This is a genomic window from Streptomyces sp. NBC_00510 (assembly GCA_036013505.1).
Lineage (GTDB): Bacteria > Actinomycetota > Actinomycetes > Streptomycetales > Streptomycetaceae > Actinacidiphila.
Map to the genome: position 1 here is coordinate 671,052 of CP107851.1, position 19,428 is coordinate 690,479.

Below are 19,428 nucleotides of genomic sequence, written 5' to 3' on the forward strand. Positions count from 1 at the left end.
CGGCGCTTCCGCCGGTTACTTGCGCTTGAGGGTGAAGTTGGCGGTGACCGTCGCTCCCTTCTTCAGCTTCACCGTCGTGACGGTCGGCTGGTAGCCGTCCTTGGCGACGATGACGGTGAGCGGGTTGTTGCGGACGTCGAGCCACAGTCCGTACGTACCGTCGGCGGACGTGGTGAGCGTGTAGGACGAGGCCCAGCTGTCGATCTGCACGGTCGCGCCGGCCAGGGGTGCGGTGCCGCCGGTGGCCTTGTTGCCCAGGACGAGACCGGTGATCTTCCCCCAGGTCTTGGGCGGGTCGACGTGCAGGCTGACCGGGATGCGCGGCACCGCATACGGTGTGTCGGTGCCCACGCTCAGGCCGGCGGTGAGGTCACCGGGCTGGGTCACGGAGGGAGCCGTGGCGTCCAGCGAGACGGTGACGGTCGTGCTGGCCCCGGGCTGCAGGGTGAGCTCCTGGACGCTGGTGCTCAGCCAGTCGACGTCGCTCGCCCCGCCCTGGTCGTAGCCGGGAAGCAGCTCGACCTTGCTGATCGGCCTGCCCGGGGCGTTGCCGCCGCCGACCTTGTAGAAGCCGGGTGCGCCGCCGCCGCGGTACGTGGCGACGTTCGCGTTGGGGAGGGCGCCCCAGGTGCCGGACTTCGGGTCGAAGGCCTGGCTCCGGTTGGTGAGGGCGTTGTTGCCGATTCCGCCGACCAGCAGCAGGCGCCCGTTGGCCGCGGAGTAGTGGGTACCCCACTGCGGGGCCGGGACGTCCGCCAGCTGCGACCAGCTGTCGGCACCCGGGTCGTAGGCGTAGGTGTGGATGACGTCGTTCTCGCTGGCGCCCAGACCACCGGCGCAGTAGATCTGTCCGTCGATGGCGCCGCACGCCTCCCACGAGATGGGCTCGGGGTAGGCCGCGATCTGGGACCAGCTGTCGGTGCCCGCGTCGTAGACGCTGGCGTCCGTGGTGCCGCAGGAGTCGGAGGTGCACCCGCCGATCATGTAGAGCTTGCCGTCCAGGACGGCGGTGCCGGAGCCGGCGTACGGCTTGGGCGCGGACGCGCCGGTGGTCCAGCTGTCCGAGGCGGGGTCGTAGATCTCCAGTTTGGCGTCCGGGGTGCCGGTCGGGCCCCAGCCGCCGACGGCGTAGAGCTTGCCGTCGATGAACCCGTGGGCGGGGTCCTCACGGGTGTCGGACGCGCTCGCCAGCTTGGTCCAGCTGCCTTCGACCGGGTCGAGGACGTACAGGTCCTTGACGTCGGCCGATCCGTTGTACCCGAAGGCCGAGTAGACCTTGCCGTCCAGGGTGTCGACCGCGTTGTCCATGAGGGCGGTCGGCAGGTCCGGGGCGGTCTGCCAGGTGTCATCGGCCGGGGCCGCAGCGGCGGGCTTGGCCGTGTCGGCCGGTGCCCGGGCGTTGCTGGACAGCGGGTTGAAGTTGCCCTTGACGGTCTGCAGCGGGGCGCCCTTGGCCTGTTGGGTGAAGCCGCCGGCCTGTTCGCCGAGCTTGACCGTGGCGGCGGCGCCGCCGGTGTTCCTGACGGTCAGCTTCTGCGCCTTGGCCCCGCCCCAGGCGACGGAGGCGGAGACCGAGGCCGGGGTGATCGCGACCTGACCGGCCTTGAGCTTGAAGTTCGCCTGGACGGCGCTGTCGGCCCCGGCCTTGGCGGTCTTGGTCAGCGAGGTGTACTTCGCCTTGGCCGCCGTGTAGGGGTGGCTGCCGAAGGCGGTCGAGACGAACGAGTAGTAACCGTCGGGGAGGTTGGGGTCGTCGGGGGTGGCCCCGGTGGTGGTCTTCTCGGTGGGCTTGTCCTGGCTGGTGACGGTGGCACCGACGACGCCGCTACCGGTGTTGGCGTCGGTCACGGTGCCCACGACGAGGCCGGCGGGGACGGGGGTGAGCTGCCGGTTGCCGATGAAAACGTTGTCGACGGCCCACCACCAGCCGAAGCTCCCGGTGAAGTGGAAGCGCAGCTGCACCTCGGACTTGCCGGCGAAGTCGGACAGCGAGGCCTCGATGTGGTCGCCGGTGACGTCCGAGCCGGGCGACCAGATCTTGGACCAGGTCTTGCCGCCGTCCGCGGTCGCCTCGACGGCCGCGGACTGGCCGCCGTACTGCTTGTACTCGGTGTCGAAGGCGACCTCGGGGTCGTTCTTCCCGGTGAAGTCGTAGACCGGGCTGACCAGCGAGGTGTCCTGGGTGACGCCGCCGCCGAAGTGGTCGCTGTCGATGACGGCGAACGCGCCGTCACCGCCGGTGTGGTTGCCGCGGTCGCCCGGGTCGTCGAACTGCCAGCCGCCCGTGGTGTCCTTGGCGTTGTCCACCGTCCAGTCGGCGGGCGGGGCGTCGGTGGCGTCGAACGGTTCGGTGGTGCCGGTCACGTCGACCCGGTATCCGGGCGGGTTCGCCGTCCAGGAGTCGACCGGGACCGCGATGCCCACCGTCTGCGCCGAGTCGCCGACGGTGATCGTCTTGCTGACGGTCTTGTAGCCGGGCGTGGCCGACGCGACGTGCAGGGTGTAGGAGTGCCCCTGGGGCAGGTCCAGGCTGTACGCACCGGTGGCGGGATCGGTCCACACCATGCCGGGGACGCCGTCCGCGGTGATCTTGGCGTAGAGCGGCCAGCCGTGGCCGGAGCCGTCGGTGACCTTGCCGGCGACCGTCTGGCTGGGCACCGGGGAGAGGCTGAAGTTCTTGGTGACCGTGGCGTCCTCGTCGACCACGATCCCGTCGGCCGAGCCGTCGGCGTAGCCGAACGCCTCGACGGAGACGTCGTAGGTGCCGGTGGGCACGGTCAGGGAGTAGGCGCCGGAGGCGTCGGTGTGGGCGATGCCGGTGCCCGCCGTGACGGTGGCACCGCTGACCGCCTTGCCGGTGGCGGTGTCGGTCACGGTTCCGGCGATCACGCCGTGCGCGCCGGTGCGGAACGCGTTCAGACCGGCGGGCGTGCCGAGGCCGGTCGGGCCGTCGAAGCCGGTGGCTCCGTTGCACAGGTACGACGGGGAGCAACTGCCGTTGCTACCGGTGGTGATGTCGTTGAGTCCGGTGCCGGCCTCGTACGGGTACGCGTTCGGGTACGAGCCGGCGACGGGGGTGCCGGCGGCGGCGTACACCGAGGCGATGATGGGCGACGAGACGCTGGTGCCGCCGTAGACCGCCCAGCCGTTGTGACCGTAGGTCTGGTAGACCGCCACGTCCTCCGCGACGGCCGAGACGTCGGCGAGGGCGCGGTTGTCGCAGCCGGTGTCGTGCTGGAAGGCGGGCTTGGGCTCGTACAGCGAGCAGCCGGAACCGGCCAGGCTCCAGGCGTCCTCGGTCCATCCGCGGGGGGTGGACGGCGCGCGGGTCAGCGTGGTGCCGCCGACCGCGGTCACGTACTGCGAGGCGGCCGGGTAGCTCACGCCGTAGCCGTAGTCGCCGGTGGAAGCGGTGATCGCGACGCCGGGGTGGTTGTAGTGGGCGTCCAGCTCCGTGGTCTCGGACGGGTCCTCGCCGTTCCCGCCACGGTAGTCGGTGCCGTAGGAGTTGGAGACGTACTTCGCACCGAGCGCGACCGCCTGGTCGACGGCGGCGGACAGGCTCTCGAAGCTGTTGTCGTCGGCCTCGACCAGCAGGATGTGCGCGTTGGGCGCGATCGCGGAGACCATGTCGACGTCGAGCGAGATCTCACCGGCCCAGCCGGGGTCCGGCACGGGGTAGTCGGTGCCGCCGCGCTGGTCGACCTTGCGGAAGCATCCGTTGTCCGTGGTGCAGGCCGGCAGCCCGAACTGCGCCCGGTAGACGGCCAGGTCCGCTTCGGCGGTCGGGTCGTCGAAGGCGTCCACGATGGCGACGGTCTGTCCGGCGCCCCCGTCGGCGGGCAGGTCGTAGGCGCTCTGCAGATCGGCGGCACCGTAGCCGGCCGGGGTGTCGGCCGCCCGCAGCAGGCCCTTGACCGGCTTCACGTCGGTGCGGCGCAGGGCGAAGCAGCTGAAGTGGCCGGGCTTGGCGTCGTCACAGGTGGGTTCGAAGGAGGGGCGGCCGTCGGAGGCCGAGGCGGCGGACTTCGCGCCTGCGGCCCCTGTGGCTAATGCCGGTGCTTGTACTCCGAGCACCGCCATGGCGGCGGCGCCGAGCACGGCCAGTCCTCTGGTCACCGTCCGGCGGAGGGGGTTGGAGGTTCTCGCTGGTCTGCGCAACGTGACTCCCATGCGTGCGTGCAGGGATGGAGCCGTCTACGGCTCCCGGGCGACGGCGAACGTCCGAGCGTTCACCGGAGCCCATTAGCGAGTTCCGCTCTGTTCATGTCAACAAGGAAGAATCGACACCGATGGTGACCGAACGTCATCGCACGAATGCTGCACGTGCACGATGGCTGCGATTGTTGGGCGTTTTGGAGGGGAATTGGTGTTGTAGCGTGTTCGCTGAGTGAACGTTGGGCTTCTGTTACTCGTGAGTGGTCACTGCACGTATCTAGGGCGTGAATACGACACGCGACGGAAAGCCGCCAGCACCCCGGAGAATGGATCAAGGTTCCCGGACGGCATTTGCACTGGTCAGCAGCCCATTCGCTGACAACTCGTCGGCGCGATAGGTTCGTCCGCCGGATATGTCCTGACGTGACCCGCCGCATCCGCAGAGCCCGCCTGCGGCACGTCCCAATGCCGCCTTCCCAGCGTCCGGTGGAATTGCGGACCGCAACTTGGGTGGCGGCTTCCACCAATCCCCTTTACTGACCCGTCATCAGCTTGCAGGGGCGATCCGGGGGAATCTCAGGCCGCACGCATTCCTGATTGACGGGTTTGTCGCAGATCGGCTGCAGCACGCGTCGGCGTGCTTGCGCCGCAGCTCCTCGACGGAGACGTGGCCCGCCCCTCCCCGGCCAGGGAGGACGCCGCCGGGGAGGTGCCGGGAATAATGTCATCATGCGATGACTTCAGCTGAAGACATCGCATGAGGACATCGAGGAGAGTCGTGGAGAATCCCGCGATAGCGGAGCCGCGGGCCGCGCGGCAGCGAGCGCTGGTTCCCGTGCTGGTCTCGCTCGGGATGCTGGTCGCCGTAGTCAGCAGCCTCGGGGCGCCGCTGGTGCCGACCATCGCCGCCGAGGAGCACGTCTCCCTGAACGACGCCCAGTGGTCGCTGACCGTCACGCTGCTCGTGGGTGCCGTGGTCACACCGGTGATGGGACGGCTGGGGGACGGTCCACGCCGACGCCCGGTGATCCTCGGGGCCCTGGTCGCGGTGCTCACCGGCTGCGTCCTGGCGGCGCTGCCGCTGGGCATCGGCTGTCTGGTGACCGGGCGCGCGCTGCAGGGCCTCGGGCTGGGCCTCACCCCGCTGGCGATCGCCACCGCCCGCGACGCCCTGCCGCCGGAACGGTCGCGCCCCGCGGTGGCCCTGCTGTCGATCACCACCGTCGCCGGCGTCGGCCTGGGATACCCGGTGACCGGGTTGATCGCGCAGTCCTACGGGCTGTACGCCGGGTTCTGGTTCGGGGCGGCGGTCAGCGCCGCCGCGCTGGTGGCGGCCGCCGTCGTCCTGCCCGCGTCCCCGCGCCGCGCCGCCCCGAGACTGGACGTTCCGGGTGCGGTGCTGCTGGGCACCGGACTCGCGGGACTGCTGCTCGCCCTGAGCGAGGCCGAGCTCTGGGGCTGGGACTCGGCGCGGCTGCTCGCCCTGGTCGTGGGCAGCGTCCTGCTGCTCGCACTGTGGGTCGTGCACGAGCTGCGGACCGCACGGCCGCTGGTCGACCTGCGGCTGACCAAGGACCGCACGGTGCTCACCGCGAACGTGACCGCGCTGGTGGCCGGCCTCGGGATGTACCTGCTGCTGTCGCTGGTCACCCGGTTCGTGCAGACGCCGCGCGAGGCCGGTTACGGGTTCGGCGCCTCGGTGGCCGTCACCGGGCTGGTACTGCTGCCCTTCTCCCTCGCCAGCGTGGCCGCCGGCCGGGTGGTGCCGCTGCTGGCCCGGCGGGCGTCCACCGCAGTGGTGCTGTCGCTCGGGGGCGCGGTCTCCCTGGCCGCCGTGCTGGCCTTCGCCCTGGCGCGCGGACAGTTGTGGGAGCTGTTCGTCGTCATGACGGTGGCCGGCTTCGGGGTCGGCTGGATGTTCGCCGTCATGCCCGGCATGATCGTGGGTTCCGTACCCGCACACGAGACGGGCAGTGCGATGAGCTTCAACCAGGTGCTGCGCTACGTCGGCTACTCCACCGGAAGCGTGCTGAGCGCCACGATCCTGCAGGCCCACACCGCCGCCGGCAGCGCGCTGCCCACGGGTGACGGCTACCGGACGGCCGCGCTCCTGGCCTGCGGGGTGTGGGTCGCCATGATCCTGGTCACCGCCGTCCTGCCGCCGCGGCACCGGCGCGCTGCGGTCGCGGTTCCCGCACCGGGCGCGGCCGCCGTGCCGCAGGGTGGAGAATCGGCGCGGCAGGAGGCGACACGGTGAACGAGGGCACCCCGTCGCGCAAACGCGACTCCACGCGCAGCCGCGAGAGGCTGTTCCAGGCGGCGAGCGAGCTCTTCAGCGAGCGGGGCTTCGACCGCACCACCATCCGCGACATCGGGGAGCGGGCGGGCGTCGACCCGGCGCTGATCGCCCGGTACTTCAACAACAAGAGCGGCCTGTACACCGCGGTGCTGCGCGCCGAGCTGGGCGACGCGACCCCACCGGACCTGCTCGCACCCGAGCGTCTGCGCGCACTGTTCGACCGCGGGGACCAGCGCGGCACCGGCCCCGTCTTCCGGTCGGCCGTCCACGCCCACGACGACGACGCCGTGCAGGACGCCGCCCGCGCCCAGCTGTACCTGCGCGTGGTCGACCCACTGCGCGAGCGGTTCACGCGCGACGGACTGGACCGGCCCCAACTGCGGGCCGAGGTTGCGGCCGCGGCCTTCATCGGGGTGCTGCTGGCCCGTGGCGCGGGAACGCTCGACGAGCTCGCGGCCGCCGACCTGGACGATCTGGTGCCGCTGGTCCGCGCGGCCCTGGGGGGCCTGGACGTCTGACGGCGGTCCACGGGACGCCGGGCGAGCGCTGCCAGGAGTCCGGCTGACCGTTCCGTCGCGTGACCTCACCCTTACCCGCCTGGCACGACGTCATACACCACCAGATGCCGTAGGAGAGCCTTGAGCCCGGCCGGCGCTCCCGCGTGCGGGTGGACGGTTAGGGGGATGCCGCGTGGGTCTGGCACAAGATTCATTACTGGGACGGCACGCGGTCCGGGTCAAGGTGGCCTACCTCGAGGGCGACGGCCTGCGCGTCGTGCACTGGCGCACCTATTGGTGGAACCCCGGCCCGATCCGCGTGGGCACCGACCGCCGGAAGCGTGTGCAGGCCCGCCGGCACGGGTTGACCGAGATGAACGGGTCGCAGTATCTGGCCCACGAGTTGCACTTCATACGGTCTCCGCGGGTCTGCTCACGGCGGGCCTGCTCGATGCGATGGACGTCGGCAGTCTCTGGGGGTCTGTGTACCGAGGTGGGACCATCCCCGCGGGCGCGGGTCTACCGGTCCTCGGCGCCGGCCTTGAGCCAGGGACCACCGGCGCGGGCGCGGGAGCAGCATTCGCCTCACCACACGTAGGGGACGCCGATAGGACCATCCCCGCAGGCGCGGGAACCCGCGACACCGCCCGCACAGTTCGGCAGGGCCGGGGGTCCGGCGCGTCCCGGGCCCAGCTCTCGTCACCCCGCGTGCTGCAGTTCCGAGGTATCCGCGCTCCTGGCCGCGACCTTCGACTGGTGCTTCGGATTGCCGGCATTGACGGCGAGGAACGCGACCAGTGCCGCGGCGGCGAGGAATCCGGTGCCCCACCAGTAGGCCACGGAATAGCCGTGCACCAGCGGCAGGTTGGTGAGGGAGGCGGAGCCGTGGTGGGAGGCGACGTATCCGGTGGTGGCGCTTGCGGCGATGGTGTTCAGCAGCGCGGTGCCGATGGAGCCGCCCATCTGCTGCGCGGTGTTGGTCATGGCGGAGGCGACTCCGATATCGCGCGGTTCGACACCGTGGGCGCCCAGGCTGAAGGCGGGCATGAACGCCGTGCCGATGCCGACGCCCACGACGACCTCGGCAACCGCGATGAAGCCGAACGAGGAGTCGACGTCAAGCAGGGCGAGCATCAGCACACCGGCACCGGACACCGCGTAGCCGGCGCCCATCAACAGGCCGGGGCGCACTCGGTGCGAGAGGCGGGCGCCGATCTGCGTGGAGCCGATGGCCTGCGCGGCGGCCATCGGGATGAAGGCCGCGCCGCTCTGCACCGGCGTGTATCCCTTGACCAGCTGGAAGTAGTAGCTGAGGAAGAGGAACATGCCGAACATGGACATGACGGACAGGGCGAGGGAGAGATAGGAACCCGCGCGGTTGCGTTCGGTGAGGACGCGCAGCGGCAGCAGCGGCGACTTCACCTTGGCCTCCAGCAGGACGAAGGCCGCCAGCAGGAGGACGGACAGGACGAACATGCCGATGGTCACACGGGCGTCCCAGCCGTCGCTCTCCGCTTTGGCGAAGCCGAACACCAGGGCGACAGCGCCGCCGCTGGCGAGGATGGCCCCCGGTGCGTCCAGCCGGCCGCGGCCCGCGTGCGCGCCGGAGTCACGGACGACGACAAGGACACCGACGATGCCGATGGCAGCGATGGGGAGGTTGATGTAGAAGCCCCAGCGCCAGTCGGTGTACTCGGTGAACACTCCACCGAGCAGCAGGCCGAGGGCACCGCCCGCGGTGGCAATGGCGCCGTAGATGCCGAAGGCCTTGGCACGCTCCCTGGCATCAGTGAACGCCAGCGAGATGAGCGCCAGGGCGGCGGGAGCGAGGAGCGCGCCGAATACGCCCTGGAGAGCACGGGCCATGAGGAGCGTAGGCAGGTTCTGCGCCGCGCCGCCGATGCCTGAGGCCACGGCGAAGCCGACCAGTCCGAGGACGAACACCCGCTTGCGGCCCCAGAGGTCGCCCAGGCGCCCGCCCAGGATGAGCAGACCACCGAAAGCCAGGCCATAGGCGGTGATGACCCATTGCCGGCCGCCGTCGGTGAAGTGCAGGTCATGCTGAGCAGACGGCAGAGCGATGTTCATGATCGCCCCGTCGAGGAAGACCATCAGCTGGGCGATGGCGATGAACAGCAGGGCCAACCAGCGCCGGGGGTCGGGATGGTGGACGTCTTGGGACATGACTGGCATTCCTTGGAGGTGTCGGTTGTCGGCCAGGCCTTATTCGGCCGGGCTACGTCAATGGAAGGTTTGCGCGTGCCGGTGGTGCGGGCGCGCTCGATGGCGTCGGTCAGGCGCGCCGGGACCACGGCGTCGGGCGCCATGCTGGCGCCAGCGGCCCAGGTCCCGGGCGAGCCGGGAGGACAGGCGGGCGCCGTTGCCGCCCATGGCGTGACCGAGGTCGGCGGGCACGTCGTCACCCCCGCACGACTCCGGTACCCGGAGGGTGCGGACAGCGGTGTCCGCGCCCCAGCCGCCGGCCAGGAGGCAATTGGCGACTTGCATCAGGGGCCCTCACGGTCGTTGTACGCGGCTGCGGCGGCCCGCGCCGAACCCTGTCGCGATGTGCTGACGTCGCGGAGTTCGAACGCCGGCGACGCCTTGATCGCCGGGATGTGTAGATGGAGGCCTGGTACGGGCCCCTCCGCCGAACCGGGTCATGCCCCCTCCATTCTAACTCGAACGATCGTTAAATTAAGCACCCATAAAGAAGCTTTGCTGTCATGCGGCGCCAGGACCGGTCGGAACCTGGCGCTGCGCGCTCAGCGAAGGCAGTTCAGGGCGACCTCCGCGGCCCGCGTAAGCGCGGCCCGATCCGGATTTATGGCACCCATGACCCGCAGGCCCTGGAAGGTCATGGCGAAAAATCCGGCGAGGTCTGCGGCGCTCTGGTCGGCCGGGATCTCGCCCCGTCCCTGGGCCTCGGCAATGGCCTCGAAGAGTGTGAGCTCAAGCAACTGCGTCGTTGCGCGAAGCCGCTCGGCCACCTGCGCATCGCTGTGCGCACGCTCCATCGCCGCCCCCACGATCAGGCATGACGCCTGGCCGGGACCGCAGGTCACTTCGTCGATCACTGCTGCGAAAGCCGCTCGGATCGTCTCCCGCGCGTCACCGCCGGCGCGCAGCATCTCGATGAACGGCAGCGCGTAGCGCCGCCGGTACAAGTCCAGTGCAGCCAGGTAGAGACCTTCCTTGCTGCCGAAGGCCGCATAGATCGAACCACTGCCGATCTCCATGGCCTTCGCCAGATCACGCACGGAGGTGCCACCGTACCCGGAACGCCGGAACTCCTGCATCGCCGCGGTGACGGCGGCCTCGGTGTCGAACTCGCGGGTGCGTGCCATATACCCGACCGTACCTATTGATGGAACGATCGGCAAATAAATGTGGGGGTCCTGCGAAGCCGCTGGTCATCGCCGACTGCTGCAAGATAAGCCTTGGACACCTCGGAACGACAGCGGCGCGAGACCGTGGGTGCCCAGCCGAGGGCGCTCACCACGTGCCCGGTGTAGATGCGCGCGGCGGTGAAGGACGCGTCGAGCGTTTCTCCGCCGACGGTGTCGTAGACGATGTCGAAGCCCTGCCTGCCGGTGTGCTCGGCGACGTACGCCTCGGCCGACGTGGACGTGTAACACCACGGGAAGTGCCGCGGCCTGACGCCTCGTCAGCGCCGGAGGTTTACGGGCCAGACGACGGGCGTCCACCGCCGCGTACTCGGCGAGGGAGCCCTGCACCAGTTGTTCGCAGGGATCGTCACCGGCCGCCAGGGCGGCGGCGCACAGCTTGCCCCGCCAGGAGTCGTCGACCCGGCGCAGATACGCGGCGCCCAGCCCCTCAGCCGTCCGTTACTTACTTTTCATTAGTGACTAATGTTCCTCTTGGCCACCAAAGGCGACGGCCGCACCATGGAACGCATGACCGAGCACATCCGGCCCTCACCGGCCGACAGCCCGTCCGCCGTCGCTGACGCAACGGCTGGTCGTCGTGGCTGCCGTCCGCATGACGGCGGGGGACGGGCCGACGGTGAACGCATCCAGGTCCCGGTGACGGCTCGGTCTGCGCAAGCCATCTCACGTGCCCACCGCACTTCTGCCGTGTGGCACCGCCGGGGTGCCGGTCGTCGCTGACAAGGCCCGATCGTGGCCCCTGCGGCAGTTTCATCCCGGGCGCGGCCGCGCCCAAGCATGCGGTCAACGTCGGTACGGCCCCATGGCCGTCCCAACACAAGGAGGAAAGACGATGGCGTCTCCTGCCAAGCTCGCACATGTGGTCCTTCGGACGCAGCACCTGAAGGAAATGCGGGAATGGTATGTGACCGTGCTCGACGGCAAGGTCATGCACGAGGACCCGGCTTCGGCCTTCATCACCTACGACGACGAGCACCACCGAATCGCGCTGGCCAACATGGCCGACCTGGAGAACCCCGATCAGGCCGAGCCGGTCCGGCCCATCGTGAAGCGGGAGAAACCCGCCCCCGTCACCGCGGACACCGACATCTTCCAGGCGCTCGCCGGTCCTGCCACGGGGCTGTTCCACATCGCCTTCACCTACGACACGATCCTGGAACTGCTGGGCACCTACGAGCGGCTGGCCGCCGCCGAGATCTGGCCGGTCCTGGCGATGAACCACGGCGTGACCACCTCGATGTACTACCGGGACCCCGAGGACAACCTGGTGGAACTGCAGATCGACAACTTCGCCACGGCAGAAGAGGCCGAGGACTTCATGCAGGGCGAGGTCTGGCTCCGCCGCCCCGGCGGTGCCCCCATCGACCTCGACGGCCTGGTAAAGCGCTTCCGGGCAGGCGAGTCCTTCGAGGACCTGGTCAAGCCGACCTGGTGACCTCCTGAAAGCACCTGCCTCTCGTCTTCGTGCGGGTACACGAGCGGCAGGTTGCCCGCGGCGACCCTCGCGCGGGCCCTGGCTGGTGTGGCGGACGATCCGGACGGACAGCCGCCCGCCGCACCAGCCTCCCCCTCCCCTGTCACCGATGGCCCCAGCGGAATGTCGTGTGTCGACGACTGTCGCCGCAGCTCGTGGAGCTGTGCAACGCGACATCACGCGGTGGCTCTCGGTCGTGCCCGCTGCCGCAGCGAGGAAACCAACTCCTGCTCGCAATGCCCGAATTGGAGAAGCAGCTCATGCCCCAGGAATCCGAAAACCGCCCCAGCGTCGTTGTGATCGGAGGCGGCTATGCCGGCACCCGTGCGGCCCGGGAGCTGGACGACATCGCCGACGTCATCCTTGTCGAGCCGCGCGACTCCTTCCGCCACAACATCGGTGCACTGCGCGCGACGGTGCAGCCGGACTGGGCGCACAACATCTTCATGTCCTACGAACGTCTGCTCACCCGGGGCAAAGTGGTGCACGAGCGGGCCGTACGGGTCGAGCCCGGCCACGTCGAGCTGGCTTCGGGTCAGGTCCTGCGTCCGGACTTCCTGGTGCTGGCCACCGGATCGCGGTACCCCTTCCCGGCCAAGGACGGGGAGGAGAGCAGCGAAAGGTCCAAGGACAACTACGCCAGGACCGCCAAGGAGCTGGAGCGGGCGAACCACGCGGTGATCCTGGGTGCGGGTGCGGTCGGTATCGAGATGGTCGGTGAGATCCTGGCGCAGTGGCCGGGCAAGAGGGTCACTCTTCTCGATCCTTCCTCGGACGTGCTCGGCGGCACCTACCCGGAAAAGCTGCGGACGGCACTGCGGAAGATGATCACCGAGGCCGGAGTGGACCTGCGCCTGGACGAGGGCTTGACGGAACTGCCCGAGGCGCCGGCCGGGGTGGTGGCGCCGTTCACGGCGCAGACCACCACGGGCCGAACGATTGAGGCGGACCTGTGGCTGCGCTGTTTCGGCGGGTCGGTGCCCTCCGATTATCTCGCCGGGAGCCTGACCGGGGCGCGAAACACCTCGGGGACCGTGCGGGTGGGCGACGACATGCGGGTCGAGAGGCACGAGACCGTGTACGCGGTGGGCGACATCGCCGATCTCGGCCTGCCGACCGCGTTCCTCGCCGACATTCAGGCGGAGGTGGCCGCAAAGAACATCCGGCGGCACATCGTCGGTGAGGAGGAGGGCGAGGACGCCGTGTTCGCGGACCCCTTCCCGCACCTCGTCGTGCCCTTCGGTCCCGGCAAGGGAACCGGCTGGCTGGTCCACCAGGAGGATCTGCTCGACGATGCCTCGGTGGCGCAGCTCAAGGGCGACCACCTGCTCGTGGACATGTACACGGACAAGCTCGGCCTGACCGAGGGCGCCTGGACCCTCGGTCACTGAGCCCATTCGGAACGGTCACCCATCCGGTGAGCCGGCATTCAGGAGGGTGGCACCCCCACGCGGCAGATGGCGGGGCGTATCAGCCGCACCCGGGACGTCACCCTCCTAAGTGGCCACTGACCAGGCTCACTGAATGACGCACACCCCCCTTTACCCGAATACGAGGCTCAGTGATGGCTGAACCAACCACCGCTGCGGAGCGGCAGCCTGGTACCGAACCCGACCTGGCGGCCTTGCAGGCCCGGGTGGCGTGCCTGGACGTGATCGACGCGTTCTTCCGACGGGTCGACGGCGGCGAGGCCGCGCGCACTGTGGAACTGTTCACCTCGGACGGCGAACTGGTGATGGGCTCGTCGTCCTTCTCGGGAGCCGGGCTGGCCGCGGCCATGCGGGCCCGGCAGGAGGACAGCGGAAAGCAGGGCGTCCACGTTCCGGCCGCCTCCGCCTTCCACCTGCTGTCGCCGGCTGAGGCGGAGGTCCAGACGTACCTGCATCTGTATCGGCAGGCCGACCAGCGGGCGGGCACTGCTCCGGTGCCCCGTGCGGTGACGCTGCTCACGGACCGGTTCATGAAGGGCGACGACGGCCGCTGGCGTATCGCCCGGCGAGTCGTCGACATCGTTGCGGGAGGTGAATGACCATGCGCCTGTACCGCACACCCGCGGGGCTGGCCCGTTGCGAGGGCGATGAACTCGCCCTACTGGACCTCCCCCACCTCGATGTCGCCGATCTGCTGTCGGACGGCATCGAACGGGCCCGATGCGCCCGTGTCCGCAGCAAAATACCGTTCCAGGACGCGGTGCTCCTGTCACCGGTGGCGGTTCCGGGCACGGTGGTGATCGCCGGTGCCAACTACCGCGATCACGTGGCGGAGGCCGGCATGCCGACCCCCAACGCCCCGGCGTTCATCACTGTGACGGGCATGAGTGCGACCGGGCCGCACGACCCCATCTGGCTGCCCGCCGAGGCCCCCGCGCAGGTCGACTACGAGGCAGAACTCGCCGTGGTGATCAGCCGGCCGGGGCGGGACATCCCGGTGGGACGGGCGTGGGACCACGTCGCGGGGCTGATCGCGGTCAACGACGTCTCCGCTCGTGACGTGCAGTTGGCGGCGATGACCAACGGCGTCGTCACCGACATCGACGGAGTTCGGAGGGGGAAGTCCTTCCCACACTTCAAGCCCATGGGTCCGGCAGTGGTCACCGTGGACGAGACCGGGACCGACCTGGACCTGGCGATCCGCACGTATGTCAACGGCGAGGTGCGCCAGGACTCCCGTACCAGCGAGATGATCTTCTCTGTTCCGGAAATCATCTCCCACGTCTCGGCCACGACGCCCCTGCTGCCCGGCGACGTGGTGCTGACCGGGACGCCCGGCGGCGTCGCCCTGGCGAGCGGCGGATACCTGCGCTCCGGTGACGTGGTCACCGTGGAGATCGAGGGGCTGGGCCGGCTCCGCAACCCCGTGCGCATGGCTCCCACGGCCCCCAACTAGACAGTACCTCTGCCGCCGGCCATGTGCCCGGCAGCAGACGCGCTCCAGCCATGGCCAACACGGCGTGTGATCCCGCGCGTGCGCCCAATTCGAAGTGAAGGAAAATCAGATGGACAAGGTGGTCGGCTCGGCACACGACGCGGTGGCCGACATCCCCGGTGGCGCCACCCTCGCGGTCGGCGGCTTCGGGCTCTCGGGCATCCCCTCCACCCTTATCTCGGCCCTCGTCGCCGCAGGTACTTCCGGTTTGGCCGTGGTGTCCAACAACTGCGGTGTCGACGACGACGGCCTGGGACTTCTGCTGCGGGCCGGCCGCATCGCCCGCATGACCTCGTCCTACGTCGGCGAGAACAAGGAGTTCGCCCGCCAGTACCTGGAAGGCGAGCTCGAGGTAGAGCTGGTGCCCCAGGGCACCCTCGCCGAACGGCTGCGCGCCGGCGGCACGGGCATCCCGGCCTTCTACACCCCTGCCGGCGCAGGAACCCTCGTGGAAGCGGGCGGACTGCCTTGGCGTTACGCGCCGGACGGCAGCACGGCGGTCGCCTCCCCGCCCAAGGAGGCGCGAGAGTTCGGCGGCCGCCGGTACCTGCTGGAAGAGGCCATCACCACCGACTTCGCGCTCGTCCGGGCGGCGGTCGCAGACCGGCATGGCAACCTCGTCTTCCACGCCGCCGCCCGCAACTTCAATCCACTGTGCGCCATGGCCGGCCGGACGACCGTGGTGGAGGCCGACCAGATCGTCGAGCCCGGTGAGATTCCGCCCGACGCCGTCCACCTGCCGGGCATCTACGTCGACCGCGTGGTGGCCGCCGACGTCGCGGACAAGCGCATCGAGCGCCGCACAGTGCGCGAGCCGGGCGACGTCCGACTCGACCCTCGACACGCCACACCCGCCACAAACACGACGCAGGAGGAACAGTGATGACGACCAGGACCCACAGCGGCGAACTGCGCGACGCGCTGGCCGCACGTGCGGCCAGGGAACTGACCGATGGCCAGTACGTGAACCTCGGCATCGGCCTGCCCACCCTGATCCCCAATCACCTTCCCCCCGGCGTGCACGTAGTGCTGCACGCCGAGAACGGAATCCTCGGCGTCGGCCCCTACCCATACGAGGAGGAGGTAGACCCGGACCTGATCAATGCCGGGAAGGAAACCGTCACCGTCCTGCCCGGCGCCGCCTACTTCGACTCGGCGGCGTCCTTCGGCATGGTCCGTTCCGGCCGCATCGACACGACGATCCTCGGCGCCATGCAGGTGTCCGCCGGCGGAGACCTGGCCAACTGGACGGTTCCCGGGAAAATCGTCAAAGGCATGGGCGGCGCCATGGATCTCGTCCACGGCGCCCACAGGGTTGTCGTGGTCATGGAACACACTGCCCGCGACGGCTCCCCGAAGATCGTTCAGGAATGCACCCTGCCGCTCACCGGCCGCGGTGTCGTCGACCGGATCATCACCGAGCTGGCGGTCTTCGACGTGACCGCCGACGGCCTGCATCTGGTGGAACTCGGCCACGGCGCCACTGTCGACACGGTGCGCGCGGCTACCGAGCCGCCGTTCTCCGTTGCTGACCCACTGCGGTGACCGACATCGAGGTGCCCGTCAGCTGTCGGCCGCAGAGGCCCGCGCGTGCCCGACATCGAGTTTCCCCTGGCAACCGCGGGCCTCCGCCTGTCGGGCGAGGCGCACGCTGGTGTGGAGGGCCTGAGTGGCCGACGTGCCCTATCCCACTGTGGCGAGCTCGAGGACCGACAGGGGAACAGGTGCGGATGATGCAGCGCCGCGAGCCATGAAAGATCAGGACTGAACGATCATGGACACCGCAGGTCCGTTCGCCGAGCAGATCGCTCGCGACGCGTACCCCCCTGCAAGTCGGACACCTCCTCGCGCGAATCTGTATCGTCCGACCAAGTATGATCTGTATCGTTCGTTCAAATGGGACGTATGCTCCACCCCGTGGGATGCGTCAGAGACATCGACAAGGAGGAGTCGTGCGCATGGCGATGAACGCCTTCCGGAAGACTCGTCGGCGCCGCGATGGACCGGCTTGGTCTGGACGAAGTGCCATTCCCACTTCTCCGACTTCACCTACGCCTACACACGCCACCGCCTGATGAACGCCGTCGAGAGCGCCTCGGTCGAACGGGCTGTACACATCTTCGGCTGACCCGGCCGGACGCCCCGGCCGGGCGCGACACCTCCCCGCTACGCACACGCAACTTCGGCCCGTATGAAGAGGAAAAATGAAAACAGTGGGAGTATCCCGATTCGGAGGGCCGGAAGCCCTGCGCGTCTTCGAGGTGCACGAGCCTCATGCCGGTCCCGGGCAGGTACGCATCCGGGTCCACGCCGCCACAGTGAACCCCGGTGACCGCTACCTGCGTATCGGGGCGCTGGGCCCCACATCCCCCGCACCCCCGTATGTCCCTGGCATGGAAGCAGCCGGGGTGCTGGACGAGATCGGCACCGGTACGGAGACCGATCTGCGCCTGGGGGACCGGGTCATGGCCATGGCCGACCCAACCAGTGCCCTGGGCGGCGCCTACGCGCAATACATCGTCCTGCCCGCGGAGCAGGTCGCCCGCGCGCCGCAGGGCACGACCCATGCCGAGGCGGCCACCCTGCCCATGAACGGGCTGACCGCGCGGCTCGCTCTCGACCTGACCGGGCTCTCACCGGGGCAGACGCTCGCGGTCACCGGCGCAGCGGGAGCCGTCGGCGGCTACGTGACCCAGATGGCCAAAGCGGGCGGACTCACCGTGGTCGCGGACGCCTCGGCAGCCGATGAGGAGAGTGTGCGCTCGTTCGGCGCCGACATCGTCGTACCCCGGGGGCCCGATGTTGCTCAGCACATCCTGCGGGCCGTGCCGGCGGGAGTGGCAGGGCTGATCGACGCGGCAGTCATCGGTTCGGCGGCGGTGGCCCCGGCGGTCCATGACGGCGGCGTCATCGTCACCGTGCTCGGCGAAGGAACCCGCGCCCTCAGCCCCAACGAGATGCGGCGGCGGTCTCTGCGGGTGCGCATGGCCTTCGTCCCGGAGTACCTGGGCGACCGCAGCCGGCTCGATGACCTGCGTGAACAGACCGAAGCTGGAAAGCTGACCCTGCGCGTGGCTCGTACCTTCCTTCCCGAACAGGCCTCCGAGGCCCACCGCCTGTTGGAGGCCGGCGGCGTACGCGGTCGCCTCGTCCTGGAGTTCTGAACCGCCCCCCTCTGAGTTCGCGGCGGTCTCAGGGGAACCAAGGCGTGTGTGTCACTTTGCGACGGGACCGCGTGGGATCCTCTGTTCCCGCCTGCGCACCGCGTCCGGGACATCGTCCGGGACGCGGACCCTGCCCGCGGTCGGGTACACGTACCTGTATGCGGAGAAGCCGCCGTGCAAGAACGGGTACGTGTGGGCGCTCTCGGTCATGTAACGGCGCCGGTTCTCGCACAGGCTCGGCTCGCCGTCGATGACGCAGGCGCGGCAGCGGCCGCACATGCCGTGGGTCCAGACGATCCGATCGCCCTCCGCGAGGGGTGGGCCGAGCGAGTCGGTTCGCGGACCGTCGCCGAAGGCCGCGATCCGGCCCACCATCTCATGCCCGAGGACCAGGGGAAGTGCGCCGCCGACATCACCCGCGGAGCCGTCTGCGACGTGTACGTCGGTGCCGCACAGGGTCGCGGCGGTCATGCGGACCGGCAGCGCGTCCCGCTCGATGACCGCGGGGATCTCCACGTCCAGTACCTGCAGTGCTTCGCCGGTGGCGGTCAGTGCGGCCGCGCGGCTGGTCGCCGGGATCTCGGCGGTCACCGGTCACCCCCCTGCGCTGTGGCCTTCTCCCGGGTACGCGCCACCATGCGGGCCGCTTCGACCAGGCCCGCGGCGCCGGCGAGGCCGCGTGCCAGCACCTCGGACGGGTCACCACCACCTGCGCGCACGGCGTCGGCGAAGTGGTGCATGTCCTTGTGCATGAGAGTGTGGACGTGTTCGGCCAGTTCCGGCGTGATGTCTCCGCCGAGGGCGCGGAGCGCCGCACTGGCGCCACTGCTGGCGGAGACCACGTCGATGAGGGCCGGAATGTCCAGACCGACCTGGGCGGCCAGACCGAGGACGTCCTCGGCGTTCTTCATGTTGGTGATGGTCAGCGCGTTGTTGAACAGCTTGGTGAACTGGCCCGCGCCGACCGGCCCCATCAGCTTGACCATGTCACTGAAGGTGGCGAACACCGGCCGAGCCGCCTCGAAGGCGTCCCGCGACCCGCCGGTGAAGGTGGTCAGGGTGCGGGCGCGGGCGCCGGGGCTGCCGCCGCTGACGGGTGCGTCGAGGTAGACCCCTCCGGCCCGGGCGACGTGTTCGGCGATGCGTACGGCCTCGGTGGGGTCGCCGGTGCCGTGGTTGACGATGATCGTCCCGGGAGCGACAGCGGCCAGCAGGCCCTGGCCGTCCAGAACGTCCCAGAGGTCGGCGTCGTCGCGCAGGCACAACCCGATCACTGGACGGACGCCCCGAGTGCGGCCACGGTGCCGTGAACCGTGTGCGGGACCTTCTCCACCGCGGACAGCGAGGCGGGGCGCCGGGCCCATACGTGCAGCTCGAAGCCGTGCTCACCGATGGCTTCCGCCATGGGGCCGCCCTGGTCACCGAGACCGATGAAGCCGATCTTCTCGATTGTCACCTTCATCGCAGAGTTCTTTCGTTGGAGCGGGTGAGGCATGGGATC

At 69.7% G+C, this 19,428-nt stretch carries 15 protein-coding genes; 9 read left to right on the plus strand and 6 right to left on the minus strand.

Annotated elements, in window-relative coordinates:
• Nucleotides 1–15: 15 nt before the first annotated feature.
• Nucleotides 16–4,119: a carboxypeptidase regulatory-like domain-containing protein gene (locus OG937_03080; GenBank protein ID WUD70732.1), complete on the minus strand. Its 4,104-nt coding sequence runs from the start codon at nt 4,117–4,119 to the stop codon at nt 16–18.
• A gap of 817 nt (nt 4,120–4,936) precedes the next feature.
• On the opposite strand from OG937_03080, the gene OG937_03085 reads away from it, so the two are divergent.
• Both OG937_03085 and OG937_03090 read left to right on the plus strand, forming a co-directional pair.
• Nucleotides 4,937–6,415, plus strand: coding sequence for an MFS transporter (locus OG937_03085; protein WUD70733.1), 1,479 nt, complete (start codon nt 4,937–4,939; stop codon nt 6,413–6,415).
• Nucleotides 6,412–6,975 (plus strand): TetR family transcriptional regulator, encoded by a 564-nt coding sequence (locus OG937_03090; protein ID WUD70734.1) that lies wholly within the window; start codon nt 6,412–6,414, stop codon nt 6,973–6,975. Before OG937_03085 ends, OG937_03090 begins: the two co-directional genes overlap by 4 nt.
• Before the next feature lie 678 nt (nt 6,976–7,653).
• On the opposite strand, the gene OG937_03095 is transcribed toward OG937_03090, so the two are convergent.
• Nucleotides 7,654–9,138 carry an MFS transporter gene (locus OG937_03095; GenBank protein ID WUD70735.1) on the minus strand — a complete coding sequence of 495 codons (1,485 nt, stop codon included), beginning with the start codon at nt 9,136–9,138 and terminating at the stop codon, nt 7,654–7,656.
• 581 nt (nt 9,139–9,719) lie between these two features.
• Nucleotides 9,720–10,301, minus strand: coding sequence for a TetR/AcrR family transcriptional regulator (locus OG937_03100; protein WUD70736.1), 582 nt, complete (start codon nt 10,299–10,301; stop codon nt 9,720–9,722).
• An 895-nt stretch (nt 10,302–11,196) separates the two neighbouring features.
• On the opposite strand from OG937_03100, the gene OG937_03105 reads away from it, so the two are divergent.
• The 7 genes from OG937_03105 to OG937_03135 all read left to right on the plus strand — a co-directional run bounded on the left by OG937_03105 (nt 11,197) and on the right by OG937_03135 (nt 17,927).
• The gene (locus tag OG937_03105) at nt 11,197–11,799 is read left to right on the plus strand and encodes a VOC family protein (GenBank protein WUD70737.1); all 603 of its coding nucleotides are present in this window, start codon (nt 11,197–11,199) and stop codon (nt 11,797–11,799) included.
• 299 nt (nt 11,800–12,098) lie between these two features.
• Nucleotides 12,099–13,229, plus strand: coding sequence for an NAD(P)/FAD-dependent oxidoreductase (locus tag OG937_03110; GenBank protein WUD70738.1), 1,131 nt, complete (start codon nt 12,099–12,101; stop codon nt 13,227–13,229).
• A gap of 173 nt (nt 13,230–13,402) precedes the next feature.
• On the plus strand, nt 13,403–13,867 hold the full coding sequence (locus tag OG937_03115; GenBank protein ID WUD70739.1) for a nuclear transport factor 2 family protein: 465 nt from the start codon (nt 13,403–13,405) through the stop codon (nt 13,865–13,867).
• A 2-nt stretch (nt 13,868–13,869) separates the two neighbouring features.
• Nucleotides 13,870–14,724, plus strand: a complete 855-nt coding sequence (locus OG937_03120) for a fumarylacetoacetate hydrolase family protein (protein ID WUD70740.1) — start codon at nt 13,870–13,872, stop codon at nt 14,722–14,724.
• 109 nt (nt 14,725–14,833) lie between these two features.
• Nucleotides 14,834–15,646: a CoA transferase subunit A gene (locus tag OG937_03125; protein ID WUD70741.1), complete on the plus strand. Its 813-nt coding sequence runs from the start codon at nt 14,834–14,836 to the stop codon at nt 15,644–15,646.
• On the plus strand, nt 15,646–16,308 hold the full coding sequence (locus OG937_03130; GenBank protein WUD70742.1) for a 3-oxoacid CoA-transferase subunit B: 663 nt from the start codon (nt 15,646–15,648) through the stop codon (nt 16,306–16,308). The genes OG937_03125 and OG937_03130 overlap by 1 nt, the downstream gene beginning before the upstream one ends.
• A 659-nt stretch (nt 16,309–16,967) precedes the next feature.
• Nucleotides 16,968–17,927, plus strand: a complete 960-nt coding sequence (locus tag OG937_03135) for an NADP-dependent oxidoreductase (GenBank protein WUD70743.1) — start codon at nt 16,968–16,970, stop codon at nt 17,925–17,927.
• A gap of 51 nt (nt 17,928–17,978) precedes the next feature.
• Here OG937_03135 and OG937_03140 read toward each other — a convergent pair whose 3' ends face one another.
• From OG937_03140 to OG937_03150, 3 genes are read right to left on the minus strand one after another with little or no spacing between them, the layout of a single operon-like run.
• Nucleotides 17,979–18,518 carry an alcohol dehydrogenase catalytic domain-containing protein gene (locus tag OG937_03140; protein ID WUD70744.1) on the minus strand — a complete coding sequence of 180 codons (540 nt, stop codon included), beginning with the start codon at nt 18,516–18,518 and terminating at the stop codon, nt 17,979–17,981.
• A complete protein-coding gene (locus OG937_03145) occupies nt 18,515–19,201 on the minus strand; it encodes an NAD(P)-binding domain-containing protein (protein ID WUD70745.1) in 687 nt (228 codons plus the stop codon). The genes OG937_03140 and OG937_03145 overlap by 4 nt, the downstream gene beginning before the upstream one ends.
• Nucleotides 19,198–19,389 (minus strand): NAD(P)-binding domain-containing protein, encoded by a 192-nt coding sequence (locus tag OG937_03150; protein ID WUD70746.1) that lies wholly within the window; start codon nt 19,387–19,389, stop codon nt 19,198–19,200. The genes OG937_03145 and OG937_03150 overlap by 4 nt, the downstream gene beginning before the upstream one ends.
• Between the last annotated feature and the right edge of the window lie 39 nt (nt 19,390–19,428).